The organism is Limosilactobacillus reuteri (genome assembly GCF_002254085.1).
In the GTDB taxonomy this organism is placed as follows: Bacteria; Bacillota; Bacilli; order Lactobacillales; family Lactobacillaceae; genus Limosilactobacillus; species Limosilactobacillus reuteri_K.
This window is the reverse complement of sequence record NZ_NGPY01000033.1, coordinates 51113-75800: the sequence shown is the minus strand read 5'-3', so window position 1 is coordinate 75800 and position 24688 is coordinate 51113. Positions and strand designations below refer to the sequence as shown.

Annotated in this window: 14 protein-coding genes; 8 read left to right on the top strand and 6 right to left on the bottom strand. The window is 39.8% G+C overall.

The window, feature by feature from the left end:
• Positions 1-114 precede the first annotated feature (114 nt).
• A complete protein-coding gene (locus CBG10_RS06960; RefSeq protein WP_094512123.1) occupies positions 115-2265 on the top strand; it encodes a peptide cleavage/export ABC transporter in 2151 nt (716 codons plus the stop codon).
• Positions 2266-2453: 188 nt separating this feature from the next.
• On the opposite strand, the gene CBG10_RS06955 is transcribed toward CBG10_RS06960, so the two are convergent.
• The 4 genes from CBG10_RS06955 to CBG10_RS06940 all read right to left on the bottom strand — a co-directional run bounded on the left by CBG10_RS06955 (position 2454) and on the right by CBG10_RS06940 (position 5470).
• Complete coding sequence (locus CBG10_RS06955; protein ID WP_003665308.1) at positions 2454-2639, bottom strand: hypothetical protein; 186 nt, start codon at positions 2637-2639, stop codon at positions 2454-2456.
• A gap of 150 nt (positions 2640-2789) precedes the next feature.
• On the bottom strand, positions 2790-3218 hold the full coding sequence (locus tag CBG10_RS06950; RefSeq protein WP_019252088.1) for an OsmC family protein: 429 nt from the start codon (positions 3216-3218) through the stop codon (positions 2790-2792).
• A 67-nt stretch (positions 3219-3285) separates the two neighbouring features.
• Positions 3286-4281 (bottom strand): D-2-hydroxyacid dehydrogenase, encoded by a 996-nt coding sequence (locus CBG10_RS06945; protein WP_094508116.1) that lies wholly within the window; start codon positions 4279-4281, stop codon positions 3286-3288.
• 1 nt (position 4282) lies between these two features.
• Positions 4283-5470: an aminotransferase class I/II-fold pyridoxal phosphate-dependent enzyme gene (locus tag CBG10_RS06940; RefSeq protein WP_094508118.1), complete on the bottom strand. Its 1188-nt coding sequence runs from the start codon at positions 5468-5470 to the stop codon at positions 4283-4285.
• Between the two features lie 506 nt (positions 5471-5976).
• Here CBG10_RS06940 and CBG10_RS06935 point away from each other — a divergent pair.
• Positions 5977-6198 carry a hypothetical protein gene (locus tag CBG10_RS06935; protein ID WP_003669553.1) on the top strand — a complete coding sequence of 74 codons (222 nt, stop codon included), beginning with the start codon at positions 5977-5979 and terminating at the stop codon, positions 6196-6198.
• Positions 6199-6315: 117 nt separating this feature from the next.
• Positions 6316-8553, top strand: coding sequence for an ATP-dependent Clp protease ATP-binding subunit (locus CBG10_RS06930; RefSeq protein ID WP_094512121.1), 2238 nt, complete (start codon positions 6316-6318; stop codon positions 8551-8553).
• Positions 8554-8622: 69 nt separating this feature from the next.
• On the opposite strand, the gene menC is transcribed toward CBG10_RS06930, so the two are convergent.
• A complete protein-coding gene (menC, locus tag CBG10_RS06925) occupies positions 8623-9726 on the bottom strand; it encodes an o-succinylbenzoate synthase (protein WP_035151925.1) in 1104 nt (367 codons plus the stop codon).
• Positions 9727-10491: 765 nt separating this feature from the next.
• On the opposite strand from menC, the gene CBG10_RS06920 reads away from it, so the two are divergent.
• Positions 10492-13410, top strand: coding sequence for a coiled-coil domain-containing protein (locus tag CBG10_RS06920; protein WP_094512120.1), 2919 nt, complete (start codon positions 10492-10494; stop codon positions 13408-13410).
• Between the two features lie 75 nt (positions 13411-13485).
• On the opposite strand, the gene CBG10_RS06915 is transcribed toward CBG10_RS06920, so the two are convergent.
• Complete coding sequence (locus tag CBG10_RS06915; RefSeq protein ID WP_094508126.1) at positions 13486-14112, bottom strand: GNAT family N-acetyltransferase; 627 nt, start codon at positions 14110-14112, stop codon at positions 13486-13488.
• Between the two features lie 97 nt (positions 14113-14209).
• Here CBG10_RS06915 and cls point away from each other — a divergent pair, with 97 nt between their 5' ends.
• The 4 genes from cls to CBG10_RS06895 all read left to right on the top strand — a co-directional run bounded on the left by cls (position 14210) and on the right by CBG10_RS06895 (position 24684).
• Entirely contained in the window at positions 14210-15673 is a 1464-nt protein-coding gene (gene cls, locus CBG10_RS06910) for a cardiolipin synthase (protein ID WP_094508128.1), read from the top strand.
• A gap of 114 nt (positions 15674-15787) precedes the next feature.
• Entirely contained in the window at positions 15788-19570 is a 3783-nt protein-coding gene (locus tag CBG10_RS06905) for a PD-(D/E)XK nuclease family protein (RefSeq protein ID WP_094512119.1), read from the top strand.
• Positions 19570-23748: a helicase-exonuclease AddAB subunit AddA gene (gene addA / locus CBG10_RS06900; RefSeq protein WP_094512118.1), complete on the top strand. Its 4179-nt coding sequence runs from the start codon at positions 19570-19572 to the stop codon at positions 23746-23748. Before CBG10_RS06905 ends, addA begins: the two co-directional genes overlap by 1 nt.
• The gene (locus CBG10_RS06895) at positions 23749-24684 is read left to right on the top strand and encodes a LacI family DNA-binding transcriptional regulator (RefSeq protein WP_094502664.1); all 936 of its coding nucleotides are present in this window, start codon (positions 23749-23751) and stop codon (positions 24682-24684) included. It begins immediately after the preceding gene.
• Positions 24685-24688 lie beyond the last annotated feature (4 nt).

Genomic DNA, 24688 nt, shown 5'->3' with positions numbered 1-24688 from the left:
TTCGCAGCTCTACGAATTTTATTTAAAAATAAATAGTATCTTATAAGAATATAAAGCCCAGAATAATTATTAATTTTGGACTTTATTTCTTTGTCTAATTAGAAAGCAAGGTGAATGAAAATCAATTATCCTCATTATGTAGCTCAAGTTGATGAGGCAGATTGCGGAGTCGCCGCTTTAGCAATGATTTTGCACAATTTTGGGTCTGTTTATCCAATCGCAAAATTACGTGACTTAGCACGGACAACTAAGCAAGGAACTACAGCCTTAGGACTTGTAAAAGCAGCAAAGCATCTTGGATTAGACGTTATTCCCATTCAAGCAGATCTATCATTGTTTGATGATCCTGAAATTACTTACCCATTGATTGCGCATGTGATTAAGGATGATTTACTTCATTACTGTGTCGTTTTTAAGGCTGATCAAGATTACATCTATGTAGCTGATCCAGATCCTGCTACGAAAGTACAAAAAATGACGCGGGATGAATTTGGTCGTTTATGGTCAGGTGTAAGTTTACTTTTTTCGCCTGCTAAGGGATATACGCCACAAAAAGAACCTTTAGCTGGATTAATGACGATGTTTCGACAATTAACTAATTATAAAAAAGATATATCAGGAATTGTCATTGCGGCATTATTAATTACCTTCATCAGCATCGTCGGTTCATACTATCTCCAATTAATTATTGATCGGTTTATTCCCTCGAAAAGTATTAATGGCTTAGCGATTCTTGCTGGTAGTTTATTAGTAGTTTATGTGTTTAATTCTCTTTTTAATTATCTGCGAGATGTTCTCTTGACTAGGCTGGATCAAAAACTAACGTCACAAATAAGTCTTAGATATATTCACCATGTTTATCGTTTACCGATGAGATTTTTCTCCACAAGAAAAACGGGGGAAATTACTTCGCGGTTTAATGACATTAATAAGATTATTGATGCCTTATCAAGCACTATTATTTCAATGTTCTTAGACGTTGGCGTGATGGTGATTATTGGAATTGTTCTCTTCTTGTATGATCGGTCATTATTTTTAACTACAATTAGTACCATTCCGATTTATGTCATTATTATTTATGCCTTTAATAAGCGGTTTGCTAAACTTGATCAGGAACAGATGGAAAGTAATGCTCAATTAAGTTCTGCCATTATTGAGGATTTAAAAGGCGTAGAGACATTGAAAGTGCTGCAACTTGAAAATATCCGTTATAAAAATGTTGAAAAACAATTTGCGGATTTCTTACGAAAGAATCTAACATATGTTAAAACTAAATCTTTTCAGGATGCGATTAAAATGTGGATTCAATACGGTTTAGTAACAATCATTCTTTTTCAAGGGGCGGTTTTAGTAGTTCAAGATAGATTGAGTATTGGGACATTGATGGCCTTTAATGCGTTATTAGCCTTTTTTATCAGTCCATTGCAAAATATTATTAATCTTCAACCTAAACTCCAAGAAGCTAAAGTAGCGAATAATCGATTGAATGAAGTGCTGCAAGTTGACACCGAAAAGTCGAATACAAATTCTCGGGATCAAGCAGATTTAATAGGGCCTATAAACATTCAACATGTTGACTATTCATATGAATATAGTCGCCCAATTTTACAAGATATCAATCTTCAAATTGGTTGTAATGACAAATTGGCAATTGTAGGGTTGAGCGGTTCTGGTAAATCGACCTTGGCAAAGTTGTTAGTTGGTTTTTATTTACCCACTCAAGGGCAGATAGAATTTAATCAGCATAAAACAACAGAGATTAATCTTTGCGATATTAGACAATATGTACATTACTTACCTCAATCACCACAATTATTTTCGGGAACAATCAAAGACAACTTGCTAATGGGATTAGACCGTGAAGTATCTGCTGAAGAAATCGATAATGCATGTAAATTGGCGTTAATCTATAATGATATTCAAGAGATGCCCTTAAAATATGAAACAAAACTAGATGAAGAAGCAACTGCATTATCTGGTGGTCAAAAACAACGCTTGACGATTGCACGAGCACTCCTAACTTCTGCGCATGTTTTAATTTTCGATGAATCAACAAGTAGCTTAGATCCAATTACTGAAAAAAGAATCGTTGAGAATTTGCTTGAAATTGAAGACCGCACAATGATTTTTATTGCCCACCGTCTTTCGATTGCTAAGAAAGTCAATAAAGTGGTAGTAATGCGCGACGGAAAAATCATTGAACAGGGTACTCACCAGGAACTTTTGAATCATCATCAAGAATACTATAATTTGTGGAATGCATAAAAGAGGCTGGGAGAAAACTTTTGTTTTCTCTCAGCCCCAACTACTTGTTATGAACAATAGAAAGATAACGTGGAAAATAACCACAAGGCTCGAGTCTAAGTACGAACGATAATCAGCCCGTGCCGTGCTAATCATCGTCCTAGCTTAGCCAACCGCCTTGTCGAGGAGGTTATTTCCCACTCTCTTTTTCAGTCTTTATTAAACATAATTGCGAGCATCGAACCGATAGTAAAAATTATAAAGAAGATACATAGTAGCGACTCATCTAATGGAAGCGAACCATCTGAAAATGGTGCAATCCAGAGAAACAAAAGTAATAAGTATATATAAAAGAAACCATCCCGCCAAAAGTCCTTATTGAAATGAATTTTCATTAGTTCTCCCCCTAAGACAGTATGTGTACCTTATTATAATGAAAGATCTAATTTAAAGGACACTTTGCAAAATTCGTTAAGTTTCTTGCAGAATTCGTATAGGTTAACTATTAAAAAAACGCCTTGGAAACTCCTAAGACGTTTTTTCAACTAATCAACTTTTACAAATCCATCTTGAACAAATTTTGTTCCGTAGGTCAGGGTGTTCTCCACGGGACACTTTGCGGCAACGTCAGCGAGAAACTTCTTGATGTCTTCATCAGACTCGTTGCTGCGTAGGTGTGGTTGGTAACGGATCTCAGTAAACTTACGAACATTTTTACCATCAGCAACGTCTTCACGACCAAGATCACCCTCGATTGTTACCCAAAAAGCTCGTAAATCAAAGTTACGCTTTTTAGCTAATGCTTGGGCAGTGATTGCCTGGCAGGCACCAAATGATGCAAGGAGAATTTCTACTGGATTCATCCCCGTATTAGTACTTTCTGGTTCATCAAAGGTAATTTCAAAACCACGGGTACCTGCTGAAACTTGCATCCCCGTTGTTGTCTTAGTTGCTGTTACTTTATATTTACTCATAACCGTGCCCTCCTTTAATACCCATAGTGTAATCGAGACGATACTTTTGGTCAATGAGGGTGCTCAATTATAAGGTGATTTCATGTGGTGATTTTCCTCCATTAAGGATTGTCATCACATCATCAAGTGAAATATCCACCATATTTTTGACTGCTAAATTAGTAAAGAAGGCAATGTGGGGAGTAAGAATGACATTATCCATTTCGTGTAATTCTTTAACAAGGGGCTGATCATCAAGTCCTTTTTCTCGGCGGTCCGCAGCTGCAACTGTTTCTTCACCTTCAAAGGTATCGAGGGCGGCCGCGGCGATTTCACCAGCTTTTAATGCTGTGACGAGGTCAGCCGTATTAACGACTGGACCACGACTAGCATTGACCAAACCAGCAGTTGGTTTCATCATTGCAAAGTCGTTAGCAGTCAACAATCCTTTGGAAGCTGGGTTTAAATCGACGTGGAGACTAACAACATCGGCTTGCTTTAGTAATTCTTCTTTAGAAACGAACTGGACAATTCCATCGAGGTCAGTGCGCGGATTCGTGTCATATCCTAGAACGGTAGCACCTAATGCATGAAGAAGCTTTGCCAGGGTTCCGCCAATGCGTCCAACACCAACAATCCCAATCGTGGCAGTATGAATTTCAATTGATTGTTCATCGCTAAACCAGCGGAAGTCATTTTCGGCGACTTGGTGATCAAAGCGGTAAGTTTTCCGAAGCAACCGGAAAATCTGCATTAATGCAAACTCGGCGACACTCCGCGGTGAGTATGCTGGTACATTGGTTACGACTAAGCCATTTTCATTAGCCTTTTTGATGTCGACCATGTCAAAACCAGCTGTCCGAGTCGCAATCTGTTTGAGCCCATTGGCATGTAGCTTTTCATAAATATCACCCGGAACTTTACTGCGTTGCTGAATCACGAGTCCATCAACATCGGCCGTTAATTCAACAGCATCGTCAATCAATTTCGGCATTGTGATGATTTCGATATTATGTTCTTTTGCGTATTCATTAATGGCGGTTTGTTCATCATCCCGCACACTAGTCATCAAGATTTTCGTCATGTTAATCCTCCTTATTAATGAAGACCGCAATGTTATCAAGAGCTCCGGTTAGATTTTCCATACTGGTGGCGTAACTAATTCGAACATATCCTTGGCCGCCAGCTCCAAAGAAGGAACCAGGAATCACAGCAACTTTTCCTTCATTGGCAAGATCTGTCGCAAATTTAAGGTCATCATTACCATATTGTTCAGGAATCTTGGCAAAAACGTAGAAGGCTCCTTGAGGATTAATCAGCTCGAACCCTAATTTTTGGAGGTTATTAACAACAAAGTCTCGTCGTTGCTCATAAGCATCTTTCATTTCTTGAGTAGCTGTTTTTCCTTCGTCAGTACCAAATGCGGCGACTGCAGCGGCCATTGCTGGATTAGAAGCAGCGGTCACTAACATCGCGTGAATGGCACTGACCGATTTCATCAATTCTTGCGGACCAGCGATAAAACCGATTCGGTAACCAGTCATTGCATGTGACTTTGAGGCACCATTTAAAATTAGCGTTTGTTCGGGGATGTAATTAGCGATGGAAGTATGAGTAGCTCCATAAACAAGTTCAGAGTAAATTTCATCGGCAATTACAATCAGGCTAGTTGATTTAACCGTATCAGCTAGTGCTTTAATTTGATCTTGGGTGTAAGTAACACCAGTTGGGTTAGAGGGGTAGTTAAGAACTAGTCCCTTGGCGTTAGGATGTTCTTCTAGTACGCTTTTGAGTCTTTCTGGTGTGAGGACAAAACCATCGCTGCTTGTATCAACTTCAATCGGGATTCCACCAAGAATCTTTGTGACAGCCATGTAGAAGGGGAAAGTTGGGGTTGGAATGATAATTTCGTCGCCAGGATTAATAATAGTTGAAAGAGAAGCGAAAATTCCTTCTGTTGCGCCAACTGTAACCGCAATTTCGTTTTCTGGATCGTAGTCAAGCTGGTAACGATCTTGCATGAAGTGAGCGATTGCTTGACGGAGTACTAAGGTCCCATTTCCCGGAGCATAGTGTGAATCATTGGCATTGATGCTATCAATTGCGGCCTGCTTCATTGCGGCTGGCACATTAAAGTCTGGTTCACCTAATGTTAGTTTAATGATGCCAGGGATTGAGTTTACCTGATAATCAAATTCGCGGATTCCACCAGGAGTGAGTTTAGCGAAATTATTGTTAAGACGACTAAGGATTTCTTTTTTAGTAGTTGGCATGATAAATTCCTCCTATATAATATGTAGATTTAGAAAAAAAGAAGCCCTGAATGCTATAGGAAAAACATCCAGGGCTTCTTGATCAGATTGGAATGAGTATAAAAGAGGCTCTCGGATGTTTGGGGGTCATCCGGGAACATCACAATGATAAAATCACTGCTGGTTAGCGGACGGTAATCGCGCTAAACCAGAAGACATACGCTTGATTCAAGTGAATTGTCGCAGTGCTCATCATTGTGTCCTCCTTTTGATTAACTGATTATTAATTATTCTAATTATTTTTTAATCTTTGTCAAGGGTTGATTGAGAAAAATTATTAATTACAAAATTATTTATTAATGACAAATGTAAATATAATAAAGCTCAAAAATGTTTGTGATTATTATTTCGCCTTTAATTTAATATTAAATTTATATTCTACAATTTTTTTAATTTTTTTGGTGTCTTTTTTGTTGTATTACTCCACAAATGTGATATAATATTAATCGTAAAGGAAGTGGGTAGCAATGCGGATCGACATCAAACATTATTTGGAAGTTAACCACTTGACCATTTATCAAGTTTCCAAGCGTTCCGGTTACGGCTACACGACTTTACACAAATCGTTTAACAAACCACAGTCTAGTTCGACCTCGCTTAACCTGCGTGATCTTGATGCCTTGGCTCGTGCTCAGGACAAGAGCATGTGGGAGGTCCTTAAAGAACTAGAAGAGCATTACCTCGAATGAGATTGTGGCTTTGCTGTAGCCATAGGAAGTTAAATGCGTTAACTTTTAACTTCTAGAATACTTAGACTACGAAACTTAGAAAACAAAATATTATATTTAATTGAGGAGGGATTGCATATGGCTCAAAACCCAATGAATCCATTTGACAACGACATGAATGACATCTTTAATCAATTAATGGGTGGCATGAATGGTTTCAATTCTGATAATCGGCGTTACCTAATCAATGGTCGTGAAGTAACACCAGAAGAATTTGCTGAATATCGTAGAACTGGTCAATTGCCAGGCGGTGCAAATCCTCAACAAGGTGGCCAACCTGGCCCTCAACCTAACGCTGGTAAGGATAGTATCTTACACAAGTTAGGTCGAAACTTAACTCAAGAAGCACGTGAACATGAACTTGACCCTGTTATTGGGCGGAACAAGGAAATCCAAGAAACAGCTGAAATTTTAAGCCGGCGGACAAAGAACAACCCTGTATTAGTTGGGGACGCTGGTGTTGGTAAGACTGCTGTTGTTGAAGGATTAGCACAAGCAATTGTTTCTGGCGACGTACCAGCTGCTATTAAGGATAAGGAAATTATTAGTATTGATATTTCTGGCCTTGAAGCAGGTACTCAATATCGTGGTAGTTTTGAAGAAAACATGCAAAAATTAGTTGATGAAGTCAAGAAGGCAGGGAACATTATCCTCTTCTTCGATGAAATTCACCAAATTATTGGTGCTGGTTCAACTGGTGACGCTAGCGGTTCTAAGGGTATGTCTGACATTATTAAGCCAGCATTATCTCGTGGTGAACTAACAGTTATCGGTGCTACTACACAAGACGAATACCGTAATACAATTATGAAGGATGCAGCATTGGCACGGCGGTTCAATTCTGTTACTGTTAACGCTCCAAGCAAGGCTGATACGGTTGCTATCCTTAAAGGCATTCGTGACTTATACGAACGTCACCACAATGTAAAATTACCAGATGACGTTCTTCAAGCAGCTGTTGATTATTCTGTTCAATACATGCCGCAACGCGCATTACCTGACAAGGCAATTGATTTAATTGATATGACTGCTGCTCACCTTGCAGCAAAGCACCCCGCACGGGACGCTAAGGCAATTGAAAAGGACATCGAAGCAGAAGAAAAGAAGCAAAAGGCTGCTGCTAAGAAAGAAGACTACAAGACAGCTCAAGAAGCCAAGGAAAAGATTGCTGACTTGAAGAAGCAATTGAGTGAAAACTCTGAATCTGACAAGGTTACTGCTACTCCAGAAGACGTTGCTAAGGCAGTTGAACAAATGACTGGTATTCCAGTTTCTAAGATTGGTGCTAGTGACGTTGAACGTCTAAAGGACATGGACAAGCGGCTTGAAGGCAAGGTTATTGGCCAAGATAAAGCTGTTGAAGCAGTTGCTCGTGCTATTCGTCGTAACCGTGCCGGATTTGACGAAGGTGATTCACCAATTGGTAGCTTCCTCTTTGTTGGACCTACTGGTGTTGGTAAGACTGAACTTGCTAAGCAATTAGCCCTTGATATGTTTGGCAGCAAGGATGACATCATTCGGTTAGATATGTCTGAATACTCTGATCGGACAGCCGTATCTAAGATGATCGGTGCTACTGCTGGTTATGTTGGTTACGAAGACAACGGTAATACCTTGACTGAAAAGGTTCGTCGTCACCCTTATTCAATTATTCTTCTTGATGAAATTGAAAAGGCTAACCCACAAGTTATCACCCTCTTGCTTCAGGTACTTGATGATGGTCGGTTAACTGATGGACAAGGTAACACTATTGACTTTAAGAATACTGTTATCATTGCTACATCAAATGCCGGCTACTCCAACGATGCTCCAGTCAAGATGGGTCGGAACGAAGATGAAGAAGACTTAATTAAGAAGTTGACTACTTACTTCCGTCCTGAATTCTTGAACCGGTTCAACGCTATTGTTGAATTCCACAGTTTGACTAAGGAAGACTTGAAGCAAATCGTTGACTTAATGCTTGCTGAAGTTAACCGGACATTGGCTAAGAAGGGCATGGACGTTAAGGTTACTGATACTGCAAAGCAATACCTTATTGATGAAGGTTACGATGAAGCCATGGGTGCTCGTCCTCTTCGTCGGGTTATCGAACGTGAAATCCGTGATAAGGTAACTGATTACTACCTTGACCACCTCGATGCAAAGAACCTTGTTGCTGAAATGAAGGATGGCCAACTTGTAATTGTTGACGCTAAGGACGCCTCAAAAGACGATAGTAAAGAATATACCTCACCATCTGAAAAGAAGGATGAAGAAAAAGACAATAAGAAGGAAGAAGACAAGAAGTCTGACGAAGATAAGAAAGATGAAAAGTAATTTTCCTTCTTAATAAGAACTAGAAAAGCATGAATTAACTCAAAGGGGTTAGTTCATGCTTTTTGTCTTTTAAAGTTTGTTTTCTTCTATAGTATAGCGATGAATGGTGTCCCAATCTAAATTGAACCCAAGACCGGGAGAAATAGGGACTTTTAATCTCCCATTATTTAAACTGATTAAGGGTTTGATAATGTCATGAGCAAAGTAACGCTGGGAGGCGGAAATATCATTTGGGAGGGTATAGCCGGGGAGTGAGGCGGCAGCAATATCAGCAGCTCGAGCAACTCCAGAACCGAGCATTCCCCCACACCAGCAATCTATATGATGGCTTTGCGCAAATGCTTGAATCTCCTTTGCAATAGTCAAGCCGCCAACCTTACTAACTTTGATGTTAATTATCCGCCCGCTGCCGAGTTGATACATTGCTTGCGCATCAGCGAGACTATTAATGCTTTCATCTAGACAAATAGGAGTAGTTAGCTGTTGCTGTAAGCGTGCGTGATGGAGCAGGTCATCGCTTTCTAATGGTTGCTCAATCATTAGTAACCCAAGTTCGTCAAGCTTTTTTAAGCGGTCAGCGTCCTTTAACTGATAGGCAGAATTAGCATCGGCCATTAGCATGAGCTGTGGAAACGCGTTTCGTACTGCTTTGAGATATTGATAGTCGGCTTCTGGATTGATTTTAACCTTGACTCGCTGGTAACCAGCCTTAACTGCTTGCTGAACCTTTTGCACTAATATTGCAGGCGAGGGTTGGATTCCGATACTAATGCCTGCTAACACTTCTTTTTTGTTGCCACCGATTACTTTTCCGAGTGATTGGTGTTTTCTTTTTGCGTACAGATCCCACATTGCAGTATCAATAGCAGCTTTAGCCATATTATTCCTTTTAATTGTGTGAAAAGCCGTGGTTAGCTGTGCAGGTGTAGTAATTTCTTGATTGAGTAATGTCGGAATAAGAACATCTTGTAGTAAGAGGTAGGCACTATCCCTGAATTCCTCAGTATAAAAAGGGATACTAAATGCGGAACATTCGCCGTAACCAGTGAAACCATCCTCGTCTTGAAGGGCAACCAGGATAAAGTCCTTTGTTTTCATTTGACCAAAACTGGTCCTAAAAATTGACTGGAGGGGTAAATTAATCTTATAGAGACTTGCAGACGTGACCCTCATTTAAAGTCAGCTCCTTAATATAATCTTTTACTTTTAGTTTGGGGTAAATAGGAAGAATTGTAAATGATAATATGCATAAAACGAGCGAAAATGAAGCTAAAATCAGCTTAAATCTAGCGTTGACTTATCAGCACATCTGTTTATTTGGCGAAAGACAATTCAATCGATAGGCCCTTATGAATTGTAAGCTGGATGAATGCCTATATATCAAGGATTTATGAAGTTACCACTTGTTAAATAATGAGCTAAAATTAGACAAAATATAGTAGAAATAACTGCTGCTTTAGCCACCAAACGTCTTTAAATAAGACAAAAATAAAGAAATGTTAAATCAAAATTTAGTGATTTTTAGGTGCTTTTAGCAGTAAATAAAAGGTGATTTAATGACCTATAATTATCACTGGAACGGGTTTAAAGTTTTTAAACTTTTTTTTAATTCTAAATGTTATTTAGGAAACAAGAATTTGGATTTACAATAACTTTATTTCACTAATCGTGTAATTAGTTTACAAATATTGAAATGACGGGATTTTTGCTATAAACAAAAATTTGTTCACGCGATTAATGAATAGTAATTTAGCTTATAAGTATGGACACTTAACAGGTGAATAGCCAAAATGCAAAAACGATCGTTTGAAAAATTCGAGCGCTTGTAATCCCTCAAAACCTTGATATAGTAGGAACTGTTAAGTCATTAAGCAATAAACCTTGCATGAATAATTTATTTTCTTTTGAATATTTTTTCATAAACGGGGGTTTATTAAAATGAGAAATTCGAATACAAATAATTGGCGTTCAACTGCTTTGATTGCGGGGGCAATCTTGACAGCAGGTGTCGTTACCACCACTTCAACGACAGATGTACACGCTGATAATAGTCAAAATAATGCACAAGTAAGTAACGACCAAGTTACTTATAGCCAAGTTCGGGCAACTGCTGATCAGCAACTTGCACAATTGCAATCAGCTAATGATAGTAAAGAAGCTCAACAAGCTACGGCCAACGAGCAATCAAATGCTGCGGATCTTGCACAAACCAACGCACAAATTGATCAATTAAAAGCTAGTCATGCTGCTCGAGAACAAGAACAAGCCGGTGCTATTGCACAAGCACAAGCTTCTACTGCTGCTTCTATTGAAGCACAAACTTCAGCTGCTAATGCTGAATACCAACAACAAATTAACGCACAACAACAAAACGAAGCCATTCAACGTGCAGCAAATGATCAACAGTACGCACAAGCTGTTAGTCAAGCTGCTGAAAATCAACAAGCTGTTGCTGATATCAATGCACAATATCAACAAGCTTTAAGTGATGCAGCTAATACGCAAACAAGCCGAGCACAGGCTGCTGCCAATAATTATAACTCAGCTGTTGCTAAGGAAAATGATACTTATCAAGGTAAGCTATCTGCTCAACAAGCAACTAATGCAGAAAATGTTAAAAATGCTGAAGCATCTCTTGCAACCGCAACTACTAATGCTAACAAGCCTTATGAAGTCGCAACTACTAATGAGGTTGCTGTTACTGGCCGAGTTGCTAAACCACAAACAGATGTTAAGGTTCCTGATTATGTAGCAAAATACGGAATTCATCTAGAAGTTCGTGGCTATAATGGTGCTATTCCTGTTTCTGATTATACTTATCCTGAATTTGCTAATACTTACTATGGTGAATATCCTGATAGTGTAGTAATTACAAACAAGGCTGCTGAATCAACTCCACATGATATTTCGGAGATGCCATTAGATTTCCAACCAGGTCTATTAAGTTACGATGCTAAAAATGATCATTCAGAAAAAGTTTCTGCTGATGGATTAACAGCTGCTCAAGTTCAAGTATTACGGGCATTAGCTCTTTCATGGGAAAATGGATTCCGTAACAATGTTTTCCAAAACTACCGTGAATTTTACAATGCGGTTAATAAGAATGATGGCTTTGTAAACGTTGCTCCAGTTGATTTAGTAAGTACTGACTTTACTGATGACATTGCTAACCAAGTTGTTGCTAACCGGACAAAGTACAATGTTGATAATAATAGCCATACTGTTAAAGACAGTGGAATGCCTACCGAAGCAACTTATAGTAGCATTATTAATAATGTCACCCAAAACTTGCAAAAGAATTTAACAAGCGAATTTAATGGTAAGACAGTTTACACTGACGTTAATGAAAACTTAACTACTATGCAAGCTGGAACGCCAACTCTTCTAAATTACGCTATTAATCTCTACAACTCAATGCAGGGTATGTACTATGGTGAATTGGTAAACCCAACACACATCGGTGGACATGCAGTCAATCTTCTTCGTGCTGGTGTTCGCACTGTGGGAATTGGCTTCCAAAAGCTAACTGATGAAATGACTGCTAAGAGTGGATCAGGTGTTTCTGATCGCAAGAACCCATCATATGCTGTAACATTTGATCATGTCGGATTTAACATTGATCATGATGCTAACTTAACTAAAGAAGTTCAAAATCGTAATGTATGGGGTACTTCAACTGTTGATGCACAATTAAATACTATTAAGACTGCTCAATATCACGTTAATAAGGTACCAGGTACAAAGACAGTTACACCAACTGCTATTGATGTGCAAAAAGCTACTGCTAGTGAACAACAAAAATTAGCTGATGCTAAGGCACAAGCACAACAATCCCTTGATGCATTAGCTAGTGCCCACCAAGCTAGCTTAAATAAGCTTGAACAACAATATAATGATGCGAAGGCTCAAGTAAAGGCTAACTATGATGCTGCAGTAACTAAGGCAACTAGTGTTCGTGATGCTGCTCTTAAGGCTACTGGAGCTGTTGACCTTCAAGCTTACAAGGCTCAATTAGACAGTGCCTACCAAAACTTAGTAAAGGCTGATCAAGTAGCCGCACAAAAGCTTGCTGCTGATCGTGACGCTAAGATCGCTAATATCAAGAAAACTGAAAATGCAAAGCTTAATGCTAAGATTAATGAACTTGTTCCAAGCATTGACCCACAAATCAAGCAATTGCAAGATCAACACCAAGCAGTTATTGCCCATGGTGATGCTGTTCTTGCTGAATTAAAGGCTGAAAACAAGGCTGCTTATAACAAACTTGCTGAACAATTCAACGTTCAATTAGCAGCTATTCAACAACGTGAAGACGCTAAGAGAGCTAATGAAGTTCGGTTAGCAAATAATACTGTTGTTCTTCCTACAGCAGTGAACGCAGCTAATGACGGCAATGTTGATACTGTTGCTTTCCCAACGGTTACAAACCGTCTACAAGCTGAAACTACTGGACGCGTTCAACCAATTTCAGCACCATTGATTGTAAAGACAGCTACACAAACACCAATTACAGTTGCACCAGTTGTTGCTACAGTAAATCATGCTGCTGAAAACACTGCTAATAGTAATGAAAGTTCCGCTCCAGTTGTAGCACAAACTGCTGCAGTTGCTGCTACTACAAATAATGGTACACAAACACCGGTTGCTTCTACTGCTGATAATAAAGCCACTAAAGCAGACAACAGTGAGAAGTCAGTTGTAAAAGCTGATACTGTTGCTAAGAAGCAAACTCCTGCTAAGAAGAGTGAATCATCACAAAAGGTCGATCAATCTTCTATGTCAATTATTGCTTTAGCTGCCACTGCATTACTTGGTACACTTGGTATCACTTACAGCTCAAAGAAGCGCCACAACTAATCCGAAACGGTTAAATAAATACAACAAAGAGGCTGGGAAACACCCAACCTCTTTGTTATTTTTAAACTGTCATTCTTATAGCTTGTCAATCAATGGTTGCATAAAATTATTATTGATTCGAGTAAGCTTATGATGGATTCCTAAGTTTAGCTCATAGGCTAATCGCTCGGGATCATTTTGGTCATTAACTTTAATGATTCCTCGTCTTTTAAAGTTGAAATTTTCGACAACGTGTTGCATCGCTTTATTGTTGCGGTGAGTGTCAACCCGAAAATTCTTAATTCCTTGCATTTGGCCAACTGTTAGCAAGTTAGAAAAGAGCAATTTACTAAGTCCTTGTCCGCGATAATTACTGCTGATGGTAACCCGGTGAATGGTAGCGTAAGGTTCATCTGGTTGTTGCCACTGTCCCTGTGTAATATTACGGTAGGTCGGTTCTGGGGTGAGCTGAAGAGTCGCAGTTGCCGCTACTTTATTACCATTAATTAATACCCAGTTTGTTTGCGTTGCAATATCTTGAGCAAAAGTTTCTCGATTTGGGTAACCGTTTTGCCATTGCGGACTGCCATTTTTCTTTAGAAGGTTCTTTGCATCATCAATTATCTTCATGATTGCCGCTAAGTCTTGGGTCTGGGCGCGGCGCAAATATATTTCTGCCATTAGTATCCTCCCTTGATTAATAATATTTCTATTGTACGACATTTAGCCTTATTCAGCGGAGAAAATAGGCGAGATTATATTTCAGAAAGAAGTAGTTTGCGTTAGAATGAAAAGCAATGAGATGAATGGAGGATAAGCGATGGCATTAACATGGACAATTATTTGGTGGTGTTTGCTACTGGTTATTCTCGTCAATGAAATTGCAGCCATTTATACTGTTTTCCGTGAAAAACGGGATATTGCCGCAACTTGGGCATGGCTGTTGGTGTTAATGCTGATTCCTGGGGTTGGTTTTATTCTATATGCTTTCTTTGGGCGAAAATTACCGCATAAACAATTAGCCCGAATAAAATCACAAACGCAGCTAAAATTAAAACAAGCACTAGAAAAGCAAAAGCAGCAATTCATCAATATGCCGAAGCCCAAAGACCAAACCGTTCAGATTTATCGACGAACCATCATGCTTTTTCAAAGTATTGATGACTCGTTTTTGACGCGGCACAATACCGTTAATATTTTTACAAATGGCAATGTGCTTTTTAAGCAAATGTTTGATGATATTGCCGCAGCGAAAAAGAGTATCCATATTGAATTTTATACAATTTATAATGATCAAATTGGTAATGAGTTACGAACTCTGCTTGAACAAAAGGCGGCTGAGGGAGTAGAAGTGCGAGTTCTCTATGATTCATGGGGATCGATGGGAGTCTGGCCAAGTTTCTATGATCATTTACGTGAAGTCGGTGGTTATGCGGCTCCGTTCCTGATGTCACGAAGTAATTTTTTTGATTTTCGGATAAATTACCGGGATCACCGGAAAATCGTTGTTATTGATGGTGAGATTGGTTATGTTGGTGGCTTTAATATTGGGGATCAATACCTAGGGCGTGTTTCTAAATTTGGTCCATGGCGTGATACCCACCTTCGAATTATCGGCGGTGGCGTTTATGGGCTTCAGCGACGGTTTATCGGCGACTGGAATGCATCAATGAAAAAGGATAAAAATAAGATTGTTCATTATCATCCTTACTTCCAACCAATTAGGGTTCATGGGAATGTTGCGTTGCAGACTGTCTCTAGTGGTCCTGAAGCGCCTTTGGAAAAAATTAAAATGGGATATTTACGGCTAATTAATGCAGCGCAGGATCATATTTGGATTCAAACTCCTTACTTGATCCCCGACGATAGTATTTTGGATGCGCTAAAAGTGGCTGCTCATTCAGGAATCGATGTACGGATAATGATTCCTTCAATGCCTGACCATGCCTTTGTATATCGGGCAACACAGTATTATGCTCGTGAGCTTGCTAATCATGGTGTAACAATTTATTACTATCAGAAGGGTTTTCTCCACGCTAAGACAATGATGATTGACGGTCGAATGGCCTCTGTTGGATCTGCTAACCTTGACTTTCGGAGTTTTAAATTAAATTTCGAAATCAATGCCTTTATTTATAATCAAACTACAGTAGATGATCTTGAGCAGATTTTTGTTAATGATATCCGCGACTGCCGGGTAATTACACCTGCAATGTTTGCTGAGCAACCGCGCTGGTTGAAGTTTAAGCAAACGGTGTCACGTCTGCTGTCCCCAATTTTATAATGATAAAACGAGTAGGAATGAAATACATGCCTACTCGTTTTTAGCTAAAGAATATATGTTCGTTTTATGATAAAATTAGAGGAGCAATTTAAGCGATAGAAAGGATTAAAGATTATGGGAACACTGGGATTTGTTTTAGGAACAGCAGCGATGGATCATCAGCAAGTGTTGATTGATCAATTAGTTGACCAGATAAAGAATGCATCTGATGATGAGAGCTTTTATTATTTGGTGCCTAACCATATTAAGTTTGAAACTGAAATTAATGTCCTTGCTGGTCTTCGTGATCGTCAAGGACTTAGCGGAAGTGACCGGTTCGCCTCTTCACGCGTACAGGTACTTTCGTTTAGCCGGCTTGCTTGGTACCTTTTACGAGATACTCCAGCATTTCAAAAACAACACCTTTCTAAAATTGGGATGGCGATGCTAACTTCCCAAGTTGTTCAAGAACAGGCAAGTGAGCTCCGTTTATATGCGAGCGAAGTAAAACAAGCTGGATTTATTCAAAAGATGACAGCCCAGCTTGAAGAATTAAAAAATGCCAACATAACCGCCGATGACTTAACCGATATTATTTCCCAGGTGAAGTCCGCGAATGACCCAGCAGCTAATCAGGCGTGGCTAGCTAAAATGCATGATGTTGAAATTATATATCATGCTTATGAAGAGCGGTTGCGTGACCGATACATTGGTAATAACGAGTTGTACCGGCAATTAGTGTCTTACCTTCAAAAATCACCAGAAGTTGCTAAGATGCACTTTTTTATTGACCGTTTTGCTCAATTTACTGCAAATGAACAACAGGTAGTGGATGCATTAATTACGAATGCCGCATCGACAACTATTTCTTTAACTCTTGATCGTGGCTACCCAGACCAGAATCATCCAAATCCCCAGGAACTTCCTCCTAAAAATAATCTGTTTTATTCCTCCGCGATGCAATTTCACCGTTTATGGAAATTTGGCCAAATGCATCAAAAAGAAGTGAAGGTTTTGCAAAATGTAGCGTTTGCGACGATTCCTCGCGTTGATGCGGAATTACAACAAGTTGATTCGTATTTTAAGCGTTATGCAAGCGAACCAATTAGCCCCGGCGAGCGGGAAGAACTTTCTTGCCCCCAAAATATTCAATTTATGACAACCACTAATCGGATGACTGAATTGAATAATGTGGCTACCCAGATTCGCCAATTAGTTGCTAGTGGTAAATATCGTTATCGTGACTTCCTTATTCTTAGTCGCCACCTTGACGGCTATCAAACAATGATTGAACCGGTTTTTGCTGCGCATAATATTCCAGTTTTTAATGATCATGAACGATTGATGGATAACCATCCGCTAGTAACACTGCTCACAACACTATTAGAATTACCGCAGCGAGGCTATCGAACAGCAGACATCATCCAATTGCTGAAGACATGGTTACTTGTTCCACGGATAGGCACTGGTGACCTGATGGGGCTAAGTGATTTCCAAGCAGCAGTTTTTACTACTGAGAATTGGTGCCTTAAGCAGGCAATTGAGGGAAAAAATGCTTGGACAACTAATGATCCAGAAAAGATTAAGCAATTATGGCAGGTGCCCGGAACGAACCTGACAGATCCAAAGTATGAACAGTCACGTTTAGAAAAATTAAATGACCAGTTAGCCCTGGTAAAAGATTTTGTTGCGAACCACTTACTGCCAGTTTTCGACCAGTTTAAACAAGCGCAAACAGGACAAGAACTTGCCACTGCGTTATACCAGTTCTTAGCTGCCATGGGAGTTACAGACCGGTTATATGCTTGGCAGCAATACCAAAGTACCCGAGATTTAGACCTCGCACGCCAACCACAACAAGTCTGGACTACCTTTTGCCAAATTCTCCAAGAATATGTGGAAATCTTGGGCCAACAAGAACTACGGAACGGAACTAGTGAGGTCCTTGCAGATTTCAGTGAATTGCTCCAGGCAGGTTTTGCGGCGGCCCAGTATTCTCAGATTCCGGCAACGTTAGACCAAGTGGTAGTCTCTGAAACTGGAATTGTCCAAAGTGAAAACCGAAAAGTAGTTTTTATGATTGGGTCAACTGATGATGTGATGCCTGAGATGCAAGAAAGTGATAGTTTGCTAACGGACCAAGATAAGGATATTTTGAGTACTTATCTTGATGAAGATTTCCAATACCTTCCTGGAACGGCAATTGACCAACTGATTGATGAGCCATTTGTCCACTATACTGGCTTTATGAACGCTAAGGAACGGTTGATTTTCTCGGCACCGCAAACTGATAGTGATGATAAGGAACTCAGTATATCGCCATATATGCATGATATGGCTCGTTACTTTGGTCAACCAGTTCGTGAATATCCATTAGCTACTAGCAAGGCCGGACAAGAGAATGCTATTGATTTTGTTAGTGCCCCGCTTGCAACAATAAACCGGTTAGTTGAAGTTAGCCGGCAAATTCGTGATGAGCAAGGGGTTGGCATTGATTGTCAACCGATCATGCCCGTTGGATGGCAAACAGTTGCTGAATCGTTAGTTAAGTTAGCTAAGCAATGGCAACAATCAGCGGATGCTAAGGTTCAAGCAGAAGGAATATCACTAGGTCAGCGTCTATCTTTAGTTGCTGCTGGTTTCCATTATCAAAATAAGATTGATTCCCTGGGAAATAAATTGGCTCAGGCACTTTATCTCCGGGCAGCTCCAGATGATGAGCGCGGGCGGGTATTATATGCCTCGATTTCGCAGTTGCAAGATTTTTATATTAATCAGTACGAATATTTCCTTAAGTATGGCTTGAGGTTGCAAAAACGAGATGAGTTAACCTTATCTAATGACCGTATCGGTACCTTCTTCCATAAAGCAATGGAGACTTTTGTTACAACAATTCGAGAAAATAATTTGTCATTTGCAGACCTTGCCCACAAAGATAATCAGATGCAACGTGACCAGCTGATTGACCATGCATTAGTTACAGCCCAAGAGAATCAGCCAACTTTATTGCGGCTCGTTAATTCTTCAGCCCAAGCCCAATTCCAATATCAGCAATTAACCGCAATCGTTAAAACAATGTTAATTACATTATGCCGCCAAGCTGAATATACCGGCTCGCAGCCAGTAAAAACCGAAGTTCAGTTTGGACGAATTGGTAACCAACAGCCGGGCAACCTTGGTTCTCTTGATTATCCGCTTAAAGATAATCATCATATTTATCTGCGGGGACGAATTGATCGAATCGATAATCTTAAGCAAGGAAACGATAATTTCTTGACGGTCGTTGACTATAAGTCGAGTAATCATCTTTTTGACCTCACTTCAGCTTATTATGGACTCTCTCTCCAACTTTTAACCTATCTTAACGGGTTACAGGCAAACTTAACTGAATTGGAAACGAATAATCCTCGACTGGCAGGGGCATTATATCTTCGTTTGAATAATCCGACAATTAAGGTTGCCGAGTTAAAGAAAAGTTCCCTTGATGATTTGAAATTAAAAGAACACCAATACAAGGGAATCCTCTTGAATGATCCACAATTATTGCGGGAGTTAGATAAGAGCTTAGATAAACAAGCATTCTTATACCCACTTAAGGAATATAAGAATGGAAAAATCAAAGCTAATAAAGAAGCGCTTCTCGTTACACCGCAACAACTTGATTGGCTGCAAAATATGAATAAGAAACTTGTGATTAATGCGGGTAATCAAATTTTGAGTGGTGACTTGAAACTGAACCCTTACCGGTTATTAACTGGAAGCAACCGCCGCACAGGACTTGATTATAGTGACTTTTTAGATGTATTTCAGTTTGATAATATGCTTGACCAGCAAAACTACCGCGACTTAAATCCTAATTTAGCAAAAGAAGCATTTGATAATGTAGTCCAAGACGATGATGAGGAGGATAAGAAGTAATGGCTGGATTTAAACCAACGCCTGCTCAATCCAAGGCGATAAATGACCGTGGAGAAAATATCCTAGTTTCAGCTTCCGCGGGATCAGGAAAAACGGCTGTGCTAGTAAATCGGACAATTGAATTGATTAAAGAAGGGCAAAGCATTGATCGAATGCTGCTCGTAACATTCACGGACGCAGCAGCAAAGAATATGCGGGATAAAATCAGGGCAGCCTTGCAGAAAATAGTACAAGATTCAGCTAATCCCAAAGATTTACGTGACCGGATGAGTAATCAAATTAACCGGCTTGCGGCTGCAGATATCAGTACAATTCATGCTTTTTGTTTAAAGTTAATAAAGCGCTACTACTACTTAATTGATCTTGACCCACAATTTCGGCTCTTAACTGATGAAACAGAGCGATTATTACTTCAAGAAGATGTCTGGCATGAAGTTAGCGAAGAATTATATAAAAATGCTGAAGAAAAAGTTTCGGGAAGAGCTTCCTTTAGCGAACTAGTTCTCAACTTTTCTAGTGACCGTGATGACCAAGGACTCGACGACTTGATTTTACGGTTATATGAAATTGCTAATGCCCAGCCTGATCCCGAAAAGTGGCTCCAAAAATTACCAGATAATTATGATTTAGGGTCGGGCTCACTATTAGAATCTAATTTTTATCAACAACAGCTAAAGCCCCTTGTCATTGAAAAGCTCAATCAGTTCATTCAAGATTATCGTGAATTATCAACAAGAGCTAATGATAATGGACTAGACCAAGCAGCCGAGGTTATTAAGAGTGATAAAGAGTTGATGCACCAACTTCTTTCTTCACTAGGGGGGATTACCGTCAGTGATGTTTGCCAAATGATGGCGCAGCAAAAGTTTGGTAGTTTTCGGGGACGACCAGCGGCAGATGATCCACGGATTGATGTATTTAAAGACATTCAAAAGCAGCGTAATCAGCTAAAGAAGCAGTGGGAACAAATGGTTAGTACTTACTTGGGAAAGCAGGAAGCACAGGAACCAATTGCAAAAGAAGAGCTGCTAACTAAGCTAACGACTTTCCGTGATCAATTTACAGACTTGTTAAGCAAAGCAACTGAAAGTCAATTAGACGCTAAAACTGTTGATTCATTGCAAAAAGACCAGCAGATGATGCAGGAGCTTTTAGACTTATTGCAGCCACCTACTTGGAATACTATTCGAGACTTATTTGCTAATGCTAAATTTGCACGAATGGGCGGTAAACCGAAAGATGATGAGTTAGCTGAGGAAGTATATAAATCACTGGGAAGTGCTCGCACAGGAATAAAGAAGCAATTTGATCAGTTAGTCGATCGCTTTTTTAATTATCGTGAAGACCAATTTCGATTAATTTCAACGCATGCTCAGGAACTTCTACGCGAATTGAGCGCGGTAACGATTAATTTCCGTCGGCGATACCAACAAACTAAGCTGAATCGGCATGTCCTTGAATTTAGTGACTTGGAGCACTACGCGTACGCCATTTTAACGCCGCCAGACGACCAGCCAAACTGGCAAACCCTTGTCAAAGATCTGCAAAATCATTATCAGGAAATTATGATTGATGAATATCAGGATACGAACCGCCTTCAGGAAAGTATTTTGATGAAGTTAACATCTCCTGAACGCAAGAACCTATTTATGGTAGGGGATGTTAAGCAATCGATTTACCGGTTCCGTGAAGCTGATCCAACATTATTTCTTGGGAAATATCAAAACTATCGTCAAGGTAACGACGGGGAAGCGATTGTTTTAGGGGAAAATTTCCGGTCGATGACTAATGTGACAAGCTTTACTAATGTCCTTTTCGAACAACTGATGGATAGGGAAGTTGGTGAAATTGATTACGACGAAGATGCCCATTTAAAATATGCCGCCACTTATTACGAAGAAAATCAAGCTAATAAGGTTCACCCAACAGAAGTGTTACTGTATGACGCGAATGCCCTTGATCCAGAAAAAGAAGATGTTGAACATGAGGATGATAAATTAGCTGGAGAATTTCGGATGATCGGGATGCGAATTAAGCAGATGGTCGAAAATCAAGAGTTAATTTTTCATCCAGAAGATGGACAGATGCATCCAATTCAGTACGGTGATATTGTTTTGCTTGAACGGACAAAGGCAATCAATAATTCTTTGATGGAAGAGTTTAATAAACTTAATATTCCATTGACAGTTCACGATGTTGAAAGTTATTTTCAAGCTACTGAAGTGCGAGTAATGATGTCCTTGTTGAAGATAATTGATAATCCACAACAGGATATTCCATTAGTTGCTGTTTTGCGGTCACCGATTGTCGGGTTAACTAACCAAGAATTAGCTTTTATCCGTCTTCAGAATCGATCTGTCGATTACTACGCCGCCTTGCAAACATTCATGAGTAATTACCAGCGAAAGGCGCTTCGCCATCAATCGCTTCTTACTTCTGAACAGGTAAATGCCCTTTATGAAAAAGCAGATCACTTCTTAGGTTTGCTTCGTGTCTTTCGACAAACAGCCCAACAGCAAACCCTCGTTGACTTAATTTGGCAAATCTATGACCAAACAGGTTACCTTGATTACGTTGGAGCAATGCCAGGAGGCCACCAACGGCAAGCAAACCTCCATGCCCTTTATCAACGTGCACACTCCTATGAACAAAGCAGTTTTAAGGGTCTTTATCAATTTATTCGCTTTATTGAGAAGATGCAGGAACATGATAAAGATTTAGGCGTAGCACCGACACAGTTAACTGCAAATACGGTTAATGTTATGACGATTCACGGAAGTAAGGGTCTGCAATTCCCTGTGGTATTTCTAATTGATGCCACACATGGCTTTAACAAAGGAGCAACTCGTGAAAATGCAGTTGTCGATGCCGTTGCGGGGGTAGGGATTCGTTACATGGATGATCAACGGGTTATTTATGATACGCCACAACGGCAAGCAGTGATTGAAGAAATTCAGCGCGGCGAACGGGCAGAAGATCTTCGGGTTCTCTATGTTGCACTGACCCGTGCGGAACAGCGATTAGTTATTACGGGATCCTTTAATGAAGAAATGCGGACACAAAGTCTTGCTGGGTCATGGCAGCGGTGGCAAAAAGCTTATCAGAGTAAGAATTTATTAATTGGCCCGCAGCCACGGATCACTGCAAATTCATTTATGGACTGGGTTGGCCTTGCCCTGGCTCGTTATCCAGAATTCAACGCGCAACAATTGAGTCGTGGAAATGTCACGTTAGAAGAAAGCACGCTTGCTGATACTAAAGTTACTGGTTTGGCTGCTGATCCTCACTTTATTGCAAAAACATATACCGCGCTTGATGTTAGCGATGGATTAGCAAGAATTGGGCAAAATGCTAGTGCTAATGTAACGGAAAAGAACAATATAGTCGCAACTGATGCTTCTGAACAAAAGATTGAGCAAATTTTGCGCTATCGTTACCCCCATCTTGTCGCTACTAAAACAACTGCTTACCAATCTGTTACTGATGTAAAACGAGTCTTTGAAGATCCTGATACACGTGATATGGCGCGGTGGGATTATGGTCAACAACAAAAGGTAAAGACACAAGGAATTTACTTAAATAATAACTTTGATGTCCCGGCTTTCATCCAACAGACTACTCATGAACCAGTAGCAACAGAAATCGGAACAGCAACGCACCTTGTTTTCCAGAAACTCCCACTTGATAAAGGTCCGATTAACGTTGAATTTGTTGACCAAGAAATTCAAAAATTAGTAGGAGAAAAATTGATCAATCCGGTTGTGGCAGCACGAATCAATCGTGAGGGAATAGTGGCCTTTTATCAGACCGCTGTTGGCCAGAACATCTTAAAGCATCCGACAGATTATCATCGCGAAGTCCCGTTCTCAATGATTATGAATGGTCATGAATTATTTAAAGGGGTAAATGTTAGCGATGATGAGCGTATTTTAATTCACGGAATCATTGATGGCTACTTAAGAACTGACGAGGGAATTATTCTAGTTGACTATAAGACCGATCACCTTAATAAAGATTACCGCGACTTTGATCTGGCACGGATAAAGGACCGATACCGGGGACAATTAGAGCTCTACAAAGAAGCTTTGAACCTAATGGAAGGGATTCCAGTTGTCCAAATGGGGCTTTACCTGTTAGAATTAGGAGAGTTCGTGTTATTTACAAAAGAGGGTGATTAGTTGGCGACAATTAAAGATATTGCACAAAAAGCAGGGGTATCGGTTTCAACTGCTTCTCGAGCTTTAAACCATAATCCACGAATTAGTGAAAAAACACGACAACGAATAGCGACGATTGCTAAAGAGTTGGGTTATCAACCAAATTACAATGCACAGAACCTAACACGGGGCGAATCAAACATGGTTGGAATTATTTTTCCGGTAACCAGTGATACTGCGCCTGCTAACCCTTTCCATATTGACTTATTACGGGGAATTAGCATGGCATTAAAGCCGATTCACTATGAAATGGTTGTGGCAATTGCGCCAACTACGACCGACCTTTTACAAAGCGTAAAATCGATGGTCGAACAGTCGAAGGTGCATAACTTTTTAGTACTTTATACGGTTAAAGATGATCCCATTACTAATTACCTGCGCCAAAATAACCTTAATTTTGTGGTAATCGGTCACCCGGATAAGGCTCAAGATCGTTTTGTCGACAATGATAATGTAGCGGCAGGGCAAGCGGCGACTGATTATCTGATGAATCATCAGGAGGTCAGCCACCCCGTCTTTCTTCAATCTGCAAGTAATTGGGCATTTGAACAAGATAGACATCAAGGTTATGAGCAGAGTATGCAAAATCACCAACTTCCTGCTCTTAGCTGGCAATATTCACCAACGGGGACCGCAGTTAAAGATTTTATTAAACAACATCCGCAAATCGATTCGATTGTTTGTGTTGATGACTTGTTGCTGGTACGATTAATACGGCAACTACAAGAATTTAATTTACCAACTATTTGTTTTAACAATAGTCGGTTGATGGGGATGTTAATTAATCAAGAAGAAAAGGTTGACTTACAACCCCGCAAATTGGGTCAGCAAGCGGTCGAATTGCTTTTTAATTCAGAAGAACAGTATCGGATTGTTGATTTTAAAATAAATAGTTGATAGA

Coding starts and splice junctions, on each gene's coding strand:
- CBG10_RS06905 (WP_094512119.1), top strand. CDS start 15,788: ATGGGAACACTGGGATTTGTTTTAGGAACAGCAGCGATGGATCATCAG.
- CBG10_RS06915 (WP_094508126.1), bottom strand. CDS start 14,112: ATGTCGTACAATAGAAATATTATTAATCAAGGGAGGATACTAATGGCA.
- addA (WP_094512118.1), top strand. CDS start 19,570: ATGGCTGGATTTAAACCAACGCCTGCTCAATCCAAGGCGATAAATGAC.
- CBG10_RS06950 (WP_019252088.1), bottom strand. CDS start 3,218: ATGAGTAAATATAAAGTAACAGCAACTAAGACAACAACGGGGATGCAA.
- CBG10_RS06940 (WP_094508118.1), bottom strand. CDS start 5,470: ATGCCAACTACTAAAAAAGAAATCCTTAGTCGTCTTAACAATAATTTC.
- CBG10_RS06930 (WP_094512121.1), top strand. CDS start 6,316: ATGGCTCAAAACCCAATGAATCCATTTGACAACGACATGAATGACATC.
- CBG10_RS06960 (WP_094512123.1), top strand. CDS start 115: ATGAAAATCAATTATCCTCATTATGTAGCTCAAGTTGATGAGGCAGAT.
- menC (WP_035151925.1), bottom strand. CDS start 9,726: ATGAGGGTCACGTCTGCAAGTCTCTATAAGATTAATTTACCCCTCCAG.
- CBG10_RS06935 (WP_003669553.1), top strand. CDS start 5,977: ATGCGGATCGACATCAAACATTATTTGGAAGTTAACCACTTGACCATT.
- CBG10_RS06945 (WP_094508116.1), bottom strand. CDS start 4,281: ATGACGAAAATCTTGATGACTAGTGTGCGGGATGATGAACAAACCGCC.
- CBG10_RS06955 (WP_003665308.1), bottom strand. CDS start 2,639: ATGAAAATTCATTTCAATAAGGACTTTTGGCGGGATGGTTTCTTTTAT.
- CBG10_RS06920 (WP_094512120.1), top strand. CDS start 10,492: ATGAGAAATTCGAATACAAATAATTGGCGTTCAACTGCTTTGATTGCG.
- cls (WP_094508128.1), top strand. CDS start 14,210: ATGGCATTAACATGGACAATTATTTGGTGGTGTTTGCTACTGGTTATT.